Below are 15,960 nucleotides of genomic sequence, written 5' to 3' on the forward strand. Positions count from 1 at the left end.
CGGAGCGTCTTTGTCAATTAGCATTGGGAATACTTCTCAATTGCAAAAGCCGCCGCCATGAGCGATACCCTTCCCGCGAATAACAGCAATCATCTGCGCGCGATCGAAGCGCTGTACAGCGGCCATCACGGCTGGCTGTACGCCACGCTGCGAAAAAAACTGGGTAACGCCATGGATGCGGCGGATCTGGCGCAGGACACCTTCACTCGCATACTGGCCTCCCAGGTCACGGTCATCGAGCAGCCCCGGGCCTACCTGTGCTGTGTGGCCAAGGGCATTCTGGTCAATTGGTACCAGCGCAAGGCGCTTGAGCGCGCCTACCTTGATGCCCTCGCGCACCTGCCCGCGCCCGAAGTGCCGTCACCGGAATTGCGCTTCATGGTGCTGGAAACCCTGCACGAGATCGACGCGATGCTCGACACGCTCCCACCGCTGGTCAAGCGCGCGTTTTTGCTGTCGCAGATCGGCGGCCTGAAATACGACGACATTGCCGAGCAGCTGAACGTCTCGCTGATCACCGTCAAGCGCTACATGAAGCAGGCCTTCGTGCAGTGCCTGATGCTGGTGGAATGAATGCTCACTCGTCGCAATGCCCCCCAACTCGACAGCACAGTGCTCGAAGAAGCGGCCGAATGGCTGATGCGCTTGAGTGAAGGCGAGCTCAGCGACGCCGAGCGTGCTGAATGGGAGTGCTGGAAGGCCAGTTCTCCCGAACGTGATCGTGCCTGGTCTCGTGCGCAATTACTGCAGAGCAAGCTCGGCGGGTTGCCATCGTCCTTGGCGATGTCGGCGCTGGATCGCCCGAGCAATCCCGAACGTCGCATGGCGCTGGGCAAACTGGCCCTGCTTCTGGCGGTGCTGCCTGCCGGCTGGGGTAGCTGGAAACTGCTGGAATCGCAGCAATGGTCCGCCGACTACCGCACGGCTGTAGGCCAGCGCCGTGAGTTGACCCTGGCCGACGGTTCGCAGATCACCCTGAATACCGACACCGCCATCGATGTGATCTTCGACGCCAATCAGCGGCTCATCAACGTGCGCGAAGGCGAAATACTGGTGCAGACCGCGCCCGATATTTCACCGCTGGCACGCCCCTTCCTGGTCAGCACACGCCAGGGACGGATGCAGGCATTGGGCACGCGATTTACGGTTCACGAACTGCAGTCCCGTACCCATCTCGCGGTACTCGAAGGCGCAGTGAGAGTCGAATTGGCGGATAGCAGCCAGACGGCTCCGTTGATCATCAACGCCGGGCAGCGCACCGATTTTTCATCCCGCACATTTGGCCAGGTGAACCCGACAGATCGTCACGTCGGTGCCTGGATCCGAGGCATGCTCATGGCCGACAAGATGCGGCTCGCGGATTTCGTCGCCGAGCTGGCGCGTTACCGCAGAGGCTTCGTACGCTGTGATCCGGCCATTGCCGAGCTGCGCATCTCCGGCGCCTTTCCCATCAGCGATACCCAGCGCACATTGAACATGCTGGTGCAAACCTACCCGGTACTCGTCACCGGCCACTTGAGCGGTTACTGGGTGACGCTCTCTCCCGCCTGACCTCGCGAAAAAAAATAATTCGCTGCCGGTGATACTTTTTTTGATCTCAACTGGCAAAGAGAGGAATAACCTTTTCACCTTCCATAGGTCATCCATTCATGCTCGTCGCGCGGCCCTCACGGCCGGACCGTCCGCTCAAGCCAGTGATTCGCCGTGTGTTGCTCAGCCTTGTGTTGGCCGGTGCCGCGAGCCCGCTTGCCTTGGCCGCCGTACCGGCGCAACGGGACGCTGCTGTTGTCCATGCTTACAACATTGCCCCCGGGCCGCTCGGCGCAACCCTGTCGAGCTTTGCCGTGGATGCCGACATTGCCCTGTCGTTCCAGCCCTCGATCACCGAAGGCTTGATCAGTCCAGGGTTGTCCGGCACTTACTCCACGCAGGACGCAATCACACGCTTGCTGGCCGGCAGTGGCCTGGAAATGGTTCTGCGCGACGACGGCAGCTACACCCTGGTGGTACGCCAGTTGACCCTGGATGAAACCTCGATCAATGGCACCGACCGACGTACCGACAATTTGCCCCCCGTGTATCCGGGGGGCCAGGTCGCCAGCGGGGGGCGCCTCGGTCTGCTGGGCAATACCGATGTGATGGACGCGCCCTTCAGCATCAGCACCTACACCTCGACATTGATCAAGGATCAGCAGGCGATCACCGTCGGCGATGTGCTGGAGCGTGACTCCTCAGTACGCTCCACGGGCCAGACCGGAGGCATCGTCGATTCGTTCTTCATCCGTGGATTTCCCGTCGGTGAAGGCAATCTCGGTGAGCTGGCGTTCGACGGCGTGTACGGTGTGGCCTCCAACTACCGGGTGTTCACCGAGTACGTCGAACGCATCGAAGTGGTGAAAGGCCCCGGCGCCCTGCTCTACGGCATGTCGCCCAACAGCGCGGTTGGCGGCGTGATCAATGTCGTGCCCAAGCGTTCCCTCGAAGAGGACTTGACTCGGTTCACCGCCAGTTACGCCATGGATTCGCAGCTCGGTGGCCACCTCGACATCAGTCGGCGGCTGGGCGAGGAACGCCGATTCGGCGTACGGATCAACGGCAGTGTCCAGCAAGGCGACACCGCCATCGACAAGCAATCCCGAGACATCGACATCGGCGCCATCTCCCTCGACTATGAGGGCGATCGCCTGCGCACCACCCTGGACCTGATCAGCCAGAAAGAACAATTCGACGCCGCGTCCCGGCCGTTTCTCATCGCTCCCGGCGTACCGATTCCCTCTGCGGCCAACGGCCGTACCAGCGTCAGCCAGGACTGGGGCTGGTCAGAAACCCGTGACCAGTCGGCGTTGCTCGGTGGCGAATACGACCTCAACGATGCCCTCACCGTATTTGCCCACGCCGGTGGCGGCAAATCGGAGGTGGCGCGCATGTCCGATCAGACCCCGACCATCATCAACGCGGCCGGCGACACGTCCTCAATCCCCGGCTACTACAAATTCGAAGTCCAGCGTTACACGGTCGACGCCGGCGCCCGCCTGCGCTTCGACACCGGACCGGTGAGCCACAGCACCGCCCTGCAAGTCACCCGTTATCGCGATGAGTTGTCCCGGGGCATCATTTCCGGCCCGGCGATCCTGTCGAATATCTACCACCCGGTCGACCGTCCAGAACCCTTCATCGCCAAACCGGACACGCCGAAAATCTCCGAGAGCGAACTGTCAGGCGTGGCCCTGGCCGATACCCTTTCGGTGCTGGACGAGCGTTTGCAAGTCACCGTCGGCTTGCGCAATCAGAACATCAAATCCGATAACTACAACGCGGCCGGGACGGTCACGACCTCCTACGACAAAAGCGATACCACGCCGCTGTTCGGCGTCGTTGCCAAACCCTGGGATCACGTGTCGTTCTACTACAACTACATCGAAGGCTTGAGCAAGGGTGACATCGCGCCGTCCGCCGCCTCTAACGCCGGGGAGATTTTTTCACCTTACATCTCCCGGCAACAGGAAGTCGGGGTCAAGGTCGACTACGGCAGCTTCATGTCGACACTGGCGCTGTTCCAGATCAAGAAGCCCAGCGGTGAATTGGCCTCTGGCGTGTTCTCGGTACAAGGCGAGCAACGCAACCGCGGTGTAGAGCTCAATGTATTTGGCGAGATTGCCCCAGGCACCCGCCTGCTGGGCGGCGTGACCCTCCTCGATGGCGAACTGACCAAGACCGGTGTGGCTGCCAACCGTGGCAATAAACCGGTCGGCGTCCCTGACGTCCAGGCCAACCTCTGGGCCGAATGGGACACGCCGTGGGTCGAGGGGCTGACGCTGACCAGTGGCGCGATCTACACCGGCCGCCAGTACGTGAACCAGGCCAACACCCAGGAGCTGGATGCCTGGACCCGCTTCGATGCCGGGGCACGTTTCGCGACCCGCATTGCGGAGCACCCGACCACATTGCGCGCCACCGTGCAGAACGTGTTCGACCGCGAGTATTGGTCGGGTGTCGCCTCGTACGGGGCTTTCTCCCAAGGTTCACCCCGCACCCTGCTGCTGTCGGCCACCGTCGATTTCTGAACCGTCCGGTCCGGCGACTTGAGTCGTTGTCCGATCTGACTTCTGCAAAGGAATACACCATGGTTACCCGCTTCCGACGACCTCAAACCTTCGCTACGCTGCTGCTCGCAGGACTGCTGGGCCTGTCGCTGTGTTCGCTGATGCCACGCCACGCACTCGCCGCCGACCCGGATCCCGCGCTCGGCACGGTGACTGATTTGCTGGGGCGCAAGGTCAAGGTGCACCTCCCGGTCAGGCGAGTCATTCTCGGTGAGGGCCGCCAGTTGTACCTGGTCGCTGCGCTGGATACGCAAAACCCCATTGAACGCATCGTCGGCTGGCGCAAGGACCTGATCCAGTCGGACCCGGACACCTACGGCGCCTACCTGCGCAAGTTTCCCGCCATCGCAAAGATCCCGACGTTTGGCGGCTTTGAAGACGGCACGTTCGACATCGAGCAGGCGATCTCCCAGCAACCCGATGTGATCATCCTCAATATCGAGGCGCAGCACGCCACCGAAGATGCGCGCTACATCGAGAAACTCGACGCCTTGGGGATTCCGGTGGTGTACGTCGACTTTCGCAATAACCCGATGCAAAACACCGAGCCGACCATGCGCCTGTTCGGCCAGTTGTTCGGCAAGGAACAGCGCGCCGAGGCCTTTATCGACTTTCGCAACCAGCAGATCCATCGCGTCACCGACGTCATCGAGGCGCGCCACCCTTCCCGCCCCAGCGTGTTTATCGAGCGCATTGGTGGCTACACCGATGATTGCTGCCTGAGTTTTGGCAACGAGAATTTCGGCCTTTTTGTCGACATGGCCGGTGGCAACAACATTGCCCGAAGCATCATTCCCACTACCTTCGGCCAATTGAACCCCGAGCAAGTCATCGTCGCCAACCCGGACCAGGTGGTTGTCACCAGCGCCAACTGGGAAGCCTTTGCCCCCGGTGGTCATTGGGTCGGCGTCGGCCCGGGGGCGGACATGACCCAGGCCCGGCACAAACTGGCGTGGTACACACAACGCCCAGCCTACGCGGGCATCAAGGCTCAGGACAATCAAGCCTTTCATGCCATCTGGCACCAGTTCTACAACAGTCCCTACCAGTTCGCGGCCATCCAGCAATTGGCGAAATGGTTTCATCCGACGCTGTTTGCCGAGCTGGACCCGGACGCGTCATTGCGCGAACTGCATGAGCGATTTCTGCCGGTGCCGTACGAGTCCGGATACTTTGTCAGCCTGAACAAGCCTGAGGCCAAACAATGACCTCACTGAACGAAGCAATGGTCGTTCAGCGCGACACCTACCGTCGATTGGTGCTGCGCAAACGCCTGATCCTGGGCGGGTTGGTGATACTACTGATTTGCAGTGTGCTGCTTGATCTGGCCCTCGGGCCGGCGAGTTACAGCCTGAATGAAGTGCTCGGCGCGCTGTTCTCGCCGGATACCGCGTCAGCGCAAGTACGGGTGGTGATGTGGGAAATCCGCTTGCCCGTCGCGCTGATGGCCGTTGCGGTCGGTGCCGCGTTGTCGTTGGCGGGCGCGCAGATGCAGACGATCCTCAACAACCCGCTGGCCAGTCCGTTCACGCTGGGCATTTCCGCCGCTGCCAGTTTCGGCGCTGCCATGGGCCTGGCATTCGGCGTGGCGCTGTTCCCGCTGGCGGCGCAGTACATGGTGCCGGTGAATGCGTTCATCATGGCCATGCTGTCAGCGCTGCTGATCCACTTCCTGAGCATGCGCCGCGGGGTCACCGCCGAGACCATCGTGCTGCTCGGCATTGCCTTGGTGTTTACCTTCAATGCGCTGCTGGCCCTGGTGCAGTTTTTTGCCACCGAACAAGCCGTGGCAGCCGTGGTGTTCTGGACCATGGGCAGCCTGACCAAAGCCACCTGGCCGAAACTGGGGGTGATTTGCCTGGTGATCCTGATCACCCTGCCGATCTTTGCCAAACGCGCCTGGGCACTGACGGCCCTGCGGTTGGGCGATGACAAGGCCGCCAGTTTCGGGATCAACGTGCGCAGCCTGCGTTTCCAGACGCTGATCATGGTCAGCCTGCTCGCTTCGTTCCCAGTGGCTTTTGTAGGCACCATCGGGTTTATCGGACTGGTCGGCCCGCACATCGCACGGATGCTGATTGGCGAGGATCAGCGATTCTTCCTGCCAGCCTCTTTACTGACCGGCTCGCTGATCCTGTCCGCCAGCTCGGTGGTCAGCAAAACCCTGATCCCGGGCGCGATTTTCCCCATCGGCGTCGTCACGTCACTGATCGGTGTGCCGTTCTTCATATCTCTGATTCTCAGCGGGAAGAAAAACTCATGGTGAAGATCCAGCTCGATAACCTCGGCGCTCGTTACGGGCAGCGCGAGATCATTTCAGGCGTCAGCACCGCCTGCTTCTCGGGCGGTCAGGTGGTTGCCGTGGTCGGGCCGAACGCAGCGGGTAAATCCACCTTGTTTAAACGCATGGCCGGGCTGATTGACGGGCCGGGCCAGGTCATTCTGCAGGACTCGAAAAAGGGCCAGCAGGGCATCAGCTACATGCCGCAGGGCCTGAATGCCAGTGCCCGCCTGACGGTCTACGAATCAGTGCTGCTGGCGCGCAAGCAACTGACACCGGGCTGGGTCGTCCACGACGACGAATTGAGACTGGTCGACGAGATTCTCGGCGCACTCGGGATCACCGAGCTGTCCTTTCGCAACCTCGGCGAACTCAGCGGCGGCCAGCAACAGCTGGTGTCCATCGCCCAAACGCTGGTGCGCGAACCGGAGATCCTGCTAATGGACGAGCCGACCAGCGCGCTGGACATGCACCGGCAGGTGCAAGTGCTGAACTTCATGCGGGCACTGGCTCGTAAACGCGAGGTGATCGTGTTCATCGCTATCCATGATCTGAACCAGGCGTTGCGCTTTGCCGACCAGGTGTTGGTGATCGCCAACGGAACAACTCAAGGCAGCGGACCGAGCAGCGAGGTGATTACCGAGCTGATGCTGCGCAACGTCTACAAGGTCGAGGCGCGAATCGAAACCTGCAGTCGGGGGCAACACCATATCTTGATTGACGATATCGTTTGATTTCGTGAGGGGAATGCTCTGACGATGGAGCTGCCCCCTCATTGCACCAGCAGCGCCTCATGGATTTCTATAGAAGGCGTCACGCCTGCCTGACGCTTGTTGTCGAGCCAGCTTCTTGTTCTGCTCACATCGAAAATCTGCCCCTGATCCATCAACGCCAACACGAGTTCGTCCGCCACGCGATAGCGTCCGCAGTCCGGACAGTTTCTTTCCTCCCAGGGGCCAAGGCACTCAATACGCTCTGCGGCCCCTACGCAAATAAGACAATTCATCGTTATCACCCTTTTTGTAGTGGTGCCGGATCGGTCATGGGGTATTCACGATCCGCGGGTGCGTTTGAGCGCCGGTGAGCGTGTTGTTTGATCGACAGGCAAGTTCAAGCGAAAGTTCGGGAACATGGCGTGATCAGCACAAACATGTCGTATATGCGCAGCCAATCGGCCCCCTTCGCCAGCGATTGTTGACTTCTCTCCCCTGGTCATCGAATTTGGACATACACTCATACCCTGACTCAGGGGGCGTCGAGACGAGGACTCCGGTGATCTGACCCGTGCTATTTCAATGACTGAATCCAGGGACTGACGCTTTGGAAAAATCACGCGCGGCAACCGCAGAACGCAATGGACCCGCACAGGCTCAAGAGCACCAGAGTTGGTGGCGAATGTTTGTGTTGCCGGGAAGCATCCTGCTGACCGGAGTTGTGCTTTCCACAACCTTGGGCACCCTGGATTCGCGGGAGGCTTTACACGAGGCCAAAACTTCAGTCACTTCTCGATTAGCCAATGTACGGGCGCGGGTTGAAAGCGAAATACGCTCCACTTTCGATGTAACGGAAGGCATTGCGCAGCTGCTCAGGCTGGACGGTGGAATCTCTCCCGAGCATTTCGACGGGATGTCGAAGTTGGCGATAGCCTCACAACCCCATATCCGCCATATAGCACTTGCGCCGAATGATGTGATTCGCAATGTTTTCCCCCTTGAAGGAAACCTGCAAATCATCGGCCTGGACTATCGAAAAGTGCCTGAGCAATATGAGGCAGTCGTGCGGTCTCGCGAACTGAAGACGCCTCTTTTGGCCGGGCCGGTCGAGCTGATTCAAGGTGGTAAAGGATTTATCCATCGACGTCCGGTATTTGTCAGTGATTCGGACGGTAATGATCAGTACTGGGGCAGCGCTTCTGTGGTGACCGATGTCAGTCAGCTATTGGATGCCGCTGGCTTGAATCATGTTGCAGGCCTGCAGATTGCCATACGCGGAGAAAATGGTTCGGGCGCCGGTGGGGGCATGATTTTCGGCAGTCCTCAACTGTTTCAGCAAGAAGCAATGACCACTGTGGTCGATGTGCCGGGGGGCACCTGGCAGCTCGCTGCGATCCCTGAACACGGTTGGCCGGCCAGTTCCCTTTTTAATTCCGCGCTTTTTCTCGTTGCCCTGACGTGCACTGCGATTTTCACGTTCTTTGCCGCGCATCTCAGTAAAAGCCACAGTCTTATCCGCCAACGAAACACTGAACTGGCCCGGGAAATGAAAGACCGCCAGGCCGTGGAATTGTCATTGGGGCAAAGCGAGGCTCGTTTTCGTGCCCTTTTCGAACGCTCTCCCGATCCCATCTGGATATTGCGCCGGGGCGGCGTTTGCACCGATGCGAACGCAGCAGCAATGAAAGTCTTCGGTTTTCACGACCTGACGACCTTCAACAAGATCATGGCTACCGATATTTCTCCCCCGTTCCAGAGCGACGGGCAATCAACGACGATCAAGGCAAAAGCCATGCTGGAAACGGCACTGGCGAACGGTGTGCACCGCTTCGAGTGGCTGCACAAGCGAGCGGATGGCACTGTATTTCCGGCTGAGATAACCCTGTGCGCCGTCAGTCTTTCCGGGGAGTCCATGCTTTACGCGGTAGTGCGCGATATCTCTGACCGCAAACAGGCTGAAGAAGCCTTGCTCACGCAAAAGGCCCTGTTGCTGGACATCGTAGATAATGCCCCTTCACTTATTTATGTCTATGACACCGAGGGGAAACTTCGACTGTGCAACCGAATGTTCGAGCAATCAGCCGGTTATAAATTCGAAGAAATGGAAGGCAAGTCACGGGAAATCTACCTGCCCGCCGATGAGGCATCAATCCTTCGCAAAAACGATAAAAAAGTGCTGTCGACCGACGGCGTCCTTCGCTTCGAAGATCAGGTACAGCAACAGGGCCAGACGCATACTTACCTGACAACAAAGTGCGTGTTGCGCGGAGCCGATGGCCAGCCCACGGGAATACTGGGGATCTCCACGGACATCACGGAGATCAAGCAGAGCCATGAACAGCTGCGCCTGGCCGGCATTGTGCTGGACCATACGGCTGACGGCGTGATCATCACCAATGCTCGCGGCCTCATACTCTCCGTAAACGCTGCCTACACGAAAATCACAGGGTTCAGCACCGAGGAATCCATAGGCCTCAGACCCAACATTCTGATGTCCGACAAACAAGGCAGGTCGTTTTATCGAGACATACTCAGAACGCTGAAACTCAATGGCTTCTGGCGGGGTGAGCTGTGGAATCGAAGAAAGGATGGAGAACTGTATCCAGAATGGCTGACCATCAACACCGTCTACAACGACACCGGCAAGCTCATTAATTACGTGGCGGTATTTTCAGACATCTCCGCCATCAACCAATCGCAGTCCGATCTTGAGCGAATGTCGCATTACGACCCAGTGACAGCGTTACCTAACCGGTCGCTGTTCCACGAACGACTGCAGCATTCCCTCGACCTGTCGCTGAGCTACGATCAAGCCCTGGCCGTTGTTGTATTAGACCTGGATGGCTTTAAAACGGTAAACGACAGTCTGGGTCATTCGATGGGTGATCTGCTTCTGCAACAGGCTGCGAGCCGCTTCCTGTCATGCGTGCGTTCCGAAGATACCGTTTCTCGCCTGGGTGGCGATGAGTTTGCGTTGATTCTCAATAATCTGGTTCACCCCACCGACGCCATTATCATCGCGAAGAAACTCCTGCACTCGCTTCAAGAACCTTTTGACCTGAAAGGCACGTCCACTTTACTGACAGCCAGCATCGGAATTTCAGTGGCGCCTCACGATTCCGAAACACCTGAACAGTTGCTGAGGCAGGCTGACACGGCGATGTACGGCGCGAAAGAAGGTGGACGCAACGATTACAGATTTTACCAGCCCGAGATGACCCTACGGGCCCAGGAAAGAATGAACAGCGAGCGCCTCTTGAGGGGTGCCGTGCAAAAAAACCAGTTCGAAATCTGGTACCAGCCGAAGATAGATCTTTTGAATAACCAAGTCGTCGGAGCCGAGGCTCTTCTTCGCTGGCGTGATCCGGTACGAGGGCTGGTACCCCCAAACGATTTCATTCCCCTGGCGGAAAGCACAGGGCTGATCATTCCAATCGGCGAGCACGTCGTCGATATGGTGTGTCGCGACATAAGACGCTGGACTGACCTTCACATTCCCCACGGCGCCATCGCTGTCAACGTGGCAGCCTTGCAAATTGATCGAAGCGATTACGTCGAAACGATCAGGAGCACACTGGAGAAGTATGATTTGCCTGCCATCGTGCTCGAGGTGGAGGTGACTGAAAGCCTGATGATGGCCAGTCCCGAACACTCCAGGGAGGTGCTGAGCACACTTCAAAGCCTTGGGATAACGACTGCCATCGATGACTTCGGAACGGGATATTCGTCCCTGGCTTACCTCAAGCTTTTGCCCATCAACAGCCTGAAGATTGATCGTTCTTTTATTTCCGATTTGCCGCACGACAAAAGTGATGTCGCCATCACCAGGACGATCGTGGAGTTAGGCCACGCGCTGGGTTTCAAGATCATTGCTGAAGGTGTTGAAACCGAGGAGCAGCACCAGTTTCTGAAGCAGACAGGATGCGATCAAGGGCAAGGCTACCTGTACGGACGCCCGATGCCTGCAGCAGATTACGAAGACTGGCTCCGGACTCACCTGCACAGCGGATTTCAACCGCTCGGATAGGTCAACCCTGACGCCCGAGCAGCGAACTCGCCAGCAACGCCTGCAACCCCATCGGTTTGGCGAAATAATACCCCTGAGCCTGCCCTGCGCCCATCTCGCGCAGCAACTCCAGTGTCGCTTCATCCTCGACGCCTTCGGCCACCACACTCAGGTCCAGTGATTCGGCCATCCGCACGATTGCTCGAACGATCGCGCGACTGCGCGGACTGGTAGTCAACTCGAGGATGAATGATTTGTCGATCTTCAAGCCGCTGAAACGGTACTGATGCACATAGCTCAGGGATGAAAACCCCGCACCGAAGTCATCGAGCACCACCGACATGCCGTTGTCGGCCAACTGCTGCATGGTCCGTCGCGCAATGGCCGGTTCAGCGACCAGCGCACCTTCGGTCAACTCCAGGCAGATGCGCGACGGCGCGACCCGGTGTTGGGCCAGCAATGCAAGCACATCACTGGCGAAGTCCGGGCGCGTCATGCTGTAGCTGGAACAATTGACGTGCACCGGTGGCCAGTTGGCGTGCTGGGGTTGGGCGAGGATTACGGCAATGCTGGTGAGCATGTACAGGTCCAGTCGGCCGATCAGGCGCAGACCCTCGACGTCGGGCAAAAATTCGCCCGGTGCGATCACCCGACCGCCCGGCTGATGCCAACGGATCAGCGCTTCGAGGGCCACCAGTTCGCCACTTTCGACGCTGACAATCGGCTGGAAATACGGCAGCAGTTCGTCGGTACGCTTGAGCGCGTTGCGCAAGGCCCCTTCTCGCTCGACCTGGTCCGAGACTTCACGGCGCACTTCCTGGTTGAACACCGCGTAACTGTCGCGACCGGCACTCTTGACCCGGTACATCGCCGCATCGGCATCACGCAGCAAGTCGGCGGGTTCATGATGGAACTGCCTGTCGGCGCTGACGATACCGATGCTGCAGGACGAAAAAACCTCATGCCCATTGATTAAAAACGGCAAGTCAAACGCCACCAGGATCCGTTCGGCGATTTCGATCACGACGTCCAGCGGTGCCTCGGGAGCGAGCACCGAAAACTCATCGCCCCCCAGGCGCGCCAGCATGTCGGTTTCGCGCAAACAACCGCGCAAACGGTGGGCGGCCTGCATCAACAGCAGGTCGCCAAAATGGTGGCCGAGGCTGTCGTTGACCATCTTGAATCGATCGAGGTCGATGAACATCACTGCCAGCGGCCCGCCTTCGCTGCCGAACCGCGACCAGGCCAGATTGAGGCGCTGTTGCAGGTAGGTACGATTTGGCAGCCCGGTCAGCGCATCGTGGGAGTTTTCGTGTTGCAACTTGGCATTAGCGTGATCGAGCTCGCGGGTGCGGTTCTGCACCCGCGCCTCAAGCTTTAGGTTGGCGGCATGGATCGCCTCGGCGGCCGTGCGTCGCGATAACGCCGTGTCGATGTGTCGCGACACGAACGTCAGCAGTTCCTGGTCACGCAGGGTGTAGCGCACTTGTGAGGTGTAGCTTTGCACCGCCAGCACGCCACGCACCACATCGCCATCGAACAAGGGAATGCCCAGCCAGGAATGGGATTGCAAATACGCATCGGCCACTTCGATTTCACCGTGCGCAGTCAATCGCTCAGCTTCGTCGGCGTCTATCAGGCAAGGTCGACGCTGACGGATAACGTACTCGGTCAAGCCCCGGCTCCCACGCCGTGCCACCGGGCAAGTCGTCTGCCGCTCATCAACGTAATACGGAAAGGTCACTTCACCGGTCGCGTCGTCGAACAGCGCGATATAGAAATTCTGCGCGAACAGCAGATCGCCGACGATGCCATGCAAGGTTTCAAACAACTCAGCCATGTCGCCAGGCTGGCTCGACAGCTCAGCAATCTGGAACAGCGCGCTCTGCAGGTGTTCGGCACGCTCTCGCTCTGCCACTTCCTGCCTCAATGCGTCGTTGAGTGCCGAAAGCTCAAGGGTGCGACGCATCACCGTCGCTTCCAGGTCCTCGCGGTGCAGAATCCGGTCCAGCGCCATGGCCACGTGGCGGGCTACTACCAGAAACAGCGCGCGGTCCTCAGCGCTGTAGGTACGCGAAACGTCGTAGACCTGCATCGCAAGCATGCCGAACACATCGTCCGAGGCGTTTTTCAACGGTGCGCCCATCCAGAACTCGGGACGATCACCCACGCAGTAGAAACGGTGCTCGGCCTGAGCCGCAAGAATGCCGGCGGCGTCGATCAGCAACGGCTGGCCACTGGTCAACACCTGGCCGGTCAACGACAGGTGCGTAGGGTCTAGGTATTCGTAGTGTTCGGCCTCGACGGCATCAACGTCGATGATGTCGACGTAATACGGGTAGTCAATCTTGCCGCTGTGCGGGTCATACAGCGCGAGGTAAAAATTCTCGGCGTCGATCAGGCTCGCCAGCAGCCGATGAACCCCGACCAGGAACACTGAGCGGTCACGAGTCGAACTGGCCAGATAGGTAATTTCGTACAGCACACGCTGCGTTATCTGCGCGCGCGCAAGGGTATTGGTCTGTTCCTGAATGCCCAGGCTCTGGGCGAACTCGGCAAGTGCCGGATGCGCAGCATCACTGGCTGGCGCAAGTAGCCAACCCAGCACACTTTCGCCCATGCCGGTCGGCCAGCGGTGCAAGTGCCGGGTCAGGCAAAAGGCTTCGAACTCTTCATTCGCAATACTCGACGGCCATTGCGAACCCGGGTCGCCCTGCCCGACCCGATACATTTGTTCACCGGCACGGTAAACCACCCACGCAGTGGTATGAGCCCAGTTGCGCGCTGAGTCCAACAGTCGTTCGATAGTGTCCTCGTTGCCGGCGCAAACCTTGCCGACAATATCCGAGTTCCCTTTCAGTTGAGATGAGAAAACATTCCAGTCGTTCGATTGCCGCGGTGAGTCGGTCAATGGACGAAAACTCATCAGCGCTCCCTGAGCCAAAAACTGGCGATACTCGCTTACTGATTGCTAGCAATGTGCCGGCGTGCCCTCCATTTAAAGCTTATATAAGTTTTTTTCAACGGGTTTGTTCACTTTAGTGCTCGCTGCCCCCCTGGCTCGTAAACCTTCCTAAACCCCAGCGAGAACCGCTGCAACTCCCGAGCGCCAGACGTTGTCGAGCGTGACGTGTCTAATCAGCCAAATCCCGCCCTGCCTCCCGGCTTTTGCGGCAGGCATGAAATCGGAAACGGCATCAAGCATCGTGCGTGCTTGACGCTCCACGCCATTAAGTGGGAAAACGTGCGGGGGCCAAATGGAAGCGTTGGCGAACTACACGAATCAAGGAAGACTCATGAAAACCCTGTTGTGTTTGCTGATCGCCGCCGGCGTCGGCACCGTGCTGCAACACGCTGGCATCCCCCACGGCTTGTTGCTGGGCTCGATCCTCGCGAGCGCGTTGATTGCCAGCAACTTGCGATTCTCCCCCCCACTGCCGTTCGGCCTTGGTTACGTGCAAATCGTGCTGGGGATCGCGACCGGTCTGATGTTCACCTCGTGGAACAACCAGACAGTGGCGGCCATGTTGCCCAGCCTAGGTTTCATGCTGCTGTGCCTGGCGGTCCAGAGCACCGTGGCCGGATTCTGGTTGTTCAGAGTCTCGGGCTGGAACCTGAAAGATTCGCTGTTATCCGTGTATCCGGGCGCACTCGCCGCTGTCTTCGACCTGATCGAGTCCGAACGCGCGTCCAGTAAAGTGATTGTCGTGCACCTGGTCCGGTTGTTGTCGATTACCTTGCTGGTCAGTTTTTGCATTCCCGGCCACCTCGACGTCGCGCTTGCCCAGAGCGGTCCGCTGGACTGGAGCACGACGCTGACCCTGTTGTCGCTGATCGCCTTGTGCCTGTTGCTCGGCCGCCTGCTGCTGAGCGTCGGCGTACCGGCACCGTTCATGCTCACCGCGATCGTGCTCACCGGCGCCTACATCAAGCTGGGCTACCTCCAGACATTCCACCTGCCGCCGTGGAGTGTCGACTCTGCCTCCGTCCTCATTGGCGTGCTGATTGGCTCGAAATTCAAGGACATCACCTTCGTCGAACTTGTCCGCCACGGCCGCGCCGGGCTGATCGCCGTCGGCCTGATGCTGGTGATCGCAGCGGCGTTTGCCGGCGTGGCCGGGCGGGTGCTCGGCAACGATCCCTTGTCGTTGTGGCTGGCGTACATGCCGGGCGCGATCGAAACCATCGCCATCGTCGCGTTCAGTGGCGGGCTGAATGTGGTGTTTATCCTGACCCATCACCTGATGCGCATGATCGTGCTGCACTTTGCGCCAGCGTTGATCGTGCAGGCGCGGCGCTTGCGGGAAGATGTGTGATCAGCGTCAGTTTTACCCGCAAACCCGCAACGCCTCCCAATCTGGAGGCGTTGTGCTTCTTGCTGGGAAAGGACGGAACTAAGCGGGGGAGATTGTGGCCAAGGCACCGATCAAAATGGTTAACACCAGAAATCCACCGAGGAAAATTGCCATCTTGCCCATAGGGCCTCCTACATTATGAGTTTACGGTGCAGTGACTGCGCGAATGCGGACCGTGGCGTCATTGTGAGCTGCAGGCCGGGTACATTACAGATGCAGATGGCGAAGGAAAATACGGATCAGAACGCGTGACGGGTAGCTGCTGCCGAGCAGCGCGACGCTGCGTCCGGTTCGGGCCGCGTTCGGACGAAGCAGTCGTAAGATCAGGCGTATAGGTCTTGCAGGAATACCGCGTTTGCCGGGTTTGCGAGGACTTCGTCCTCGGACGCAGCCTCGCAGGCTCGACAGCTGCTACATCGGGATTTATGCAGGTTTAGTGGTCGAGGGCGCGTTCGGCGGCATCGTGGAGTTTTTTCGAATTGACACATTCAAACGGGAAACG

10 protein-coding genes are annotated in these 15,960 nt (G+C 59.0%); 8 read left to right on the forward strand and 2 right to left on the reverse strand.

Features of this window, described 5'->3' with window-relative positions; genetic code table 11:
- The first annotated feature begins 57 nt into the window (after positions 1-57).
- The 6 genes from ACRC4F_RS16180 to ACRC4F_RS16205 all read left to right on the forward strand — a co-directional run bounded on the left by ACRC4F_RS16180 (position 58) and on the right by ACRC4F_RS16205 (position 7,118).
- Positions 58-573, forward strand: coding sequence for a sigma-70 family RNA polymerase sigma factor (locus ACRC4F_RS16180; protein WP_438660243.1), 516 nt, complete (start codon positions 58-60; stop codon positions 571-573).
- The gene (locus tag ACRC4F_RS16185) at positions 574-1,551 is read left to right on the forward strand and encodes a FecR domain-containing protein (protein ID WP_438660244.1); all 978 of its coding nucleotides are present in this window, start codon (positions 574-576) and stop codon (positions 1,549-1,551) included.
- 98 nt (positions 1,552-1,649) lie between these two features.
- On the forward strand, positions 1,650-4,064 hold the full coding sequence (locus tag ACRC4F_RS16190) for a TonB-dependent siderophore receptor (protein ID WP_438660245.1): 2,415 nt from the start codon (positions 1,650-1,652) through the stop codon (positions 4,062-4,064).
- 59 nt (positions 4,065-4,123) lie between these two features.
- Positions 4,124-5,311 (forward strand): ABC transporter substrate-binding protein, encoded by a 1,188-nt coding sequence (locus ACRC4F_RS16195; RefSeq protein WP_438660246.1) that lies wholly within the window; start codon positions 4,124-4,126, stop codon positions 5,309-5,311.
- Positions 5,308-6,369 carry a FecCD family ABC transporter permease gene (locus tag ACRC4F_RS16200; protein ID WP_438660247.1) on the forward strand — a complete coding sequence of 354 codons (1,062 nt, stop codon included), beginning with the start codon at positions 5,308-5,310 and terminating at the stop codon, positions 6,367-6,369. The genes ACRC4F_RS16195 and ACRC4F_RS16200 overlap by 4 nt, the downstream gene beginning before the upstream one ends.
- Positions 6,363-7,118 (forward strand): ABC transporter ATP-binding protein, encoded by a 756-nt coding sequence (locus ACRC4F_RS16205; protein WP_438660248.1) that lies wholly within the window; start codon positions 6,363-6,365, stop codon positions 7,116-7,118. Before ACRC4F_RS16200 ends, ACRC4F_RS16205 begins: the two co-directional genes overlap by 7 nt.
- A gap of 38 nt (positions 7,119-7,156) precedes the next feature.
- Here the strand turns inward: ACRC4F_RS16205 and ACRC4F_RS16210 are convergent, their stop codons facing one another.
- The gene (locus tag ACRC4F_RS16210; protein WP_438660249.1) at positions 7,157-7,297 is read right to left on the reverse strand and encodes a hypothetical protein; all 141 of its coding nucleotides are present in this window, start codon (positions 7,295-7,297) and stop codon (positions 7,157-7,159) included.
- Between the two features lie 407 nt (positions 7,298-7,704).
- Here ACRC4F_RS16210 and ACRC4F_RS16215 point away from each other — a divergent pair, with 407 nt between their 5' ends.
- The gene (locus ACRC4F_RS16215) at positions 7,705-11,124 is read left to right on the forward strand and encodes a bifunctional diguanylate cyclase/phosphodiesterase (protein WP_438660250.1); all 3,420 of its coding nucleotides are present in this window, start codon (positions 7,705-7,707) and stop codon (positions 11,122-11,124) included.
- A gap of 1 nt (position 11,125) precedes the next feature.
- Here ACRC4F_RS16215 and ACRC4F_RS16220 read toward each other — a convergent pair whose 3' ends face one another.
- Positions 11,126-14,029, reverse strand: coding sequence for a sensor domain-containing phosphodiesterase (locus ACRC4F_RS16220; RefSeq protein ID WP_438660251.1), 2,904 nt, complete (start codon positions 14,027-14,029; stop codon positions 11,126-11,128).
- Positions 14,030-14,399: 370 nt separating this feature from the next.
- Between ACRC4F_RS16220 and ACRC4F_RS16225 the strand changes: the two genes are divergently transcribed.
- Positions 14,400-15,419: an AbrB family transcriptional regulator gene (locus ACRC4F_RS16225; RefSeq protein WP_438660252.1), complete on the forward strand. Its 1,020-nt coding sequence runs from the start codon at positions 14,400-14,402 to the stop codon at positions 15,417-15,419.
- The last annotated feature ends 541 nt before the right edge of the window (positions 15,420-15,960 follow it).

Source organism: Pseudomonas sp. (genome assembly GCF_051660785.1).
In the GTDB taxonomy this organism is placed as follows: Bacteria; Pseudomonadota; Gammaproteobacteria; order Pseudomonadales; family Pseudomonadaceae; genus Aquipseudomonas.

Coding starts and splice junctions, on each gene's coding strand:
- ACRC4F_RS16180 (WP_438660243.1), top strand. CDS start 58: ATGAGCGATACCCTTCCCGCGAATAACAGCAATCATCTGCGCGCGATC.
- ACRC4F_RS16185 (WP_438660244.1), top strand. CDS start 574: ATGCTCACTCGTCGCAATGCCCCCCAACTCGACAGCACAGTGCTCGAA.
- ACRC4F_RS16190 (WP_438660245.1), top strand. CDS start 1,650: ATGCTCGTCGCGCGGCCCTCACGGCCGGACCGTCCGCTCAAGCCAGTG.
- ACRC4F_RS16195 (WP_438660246.1), top strand. CDS start 4,124: ATGGTTACCCGCTTCCGACGACCTCAAACCTTCGCTACGCTGCTGCTC.
- ACRC4F_RS16200 (WP_438660247.1), top strand. CDS start 5,308: ATGACCTCACTGAACGAAGCAATGGTCGTTCAGCGCGACACCTACCGT.
- ACRC4F_RS16205 (WP_438660248.1), top strand. CDS start 6,363: ATGGTGAAGATCCAGCTCGATAACCTCGGCGCTCGTTACGGGCAGCGC.
- ACRC4F_RS16220 (WP_438660251.1), bottom strand. CDS start 14,029: ATGAGTTTTCGTCCATTGACCGACTCACCGCGGCAATCGAACGACTGG.
- ACRC4F_RS16225 (WP_438660252.1), top strand. CDS start 14,400: ATGAAAACCCTGTTGTGTTTGCTGATCGCCGCCGGCGTCGGCACCGTG.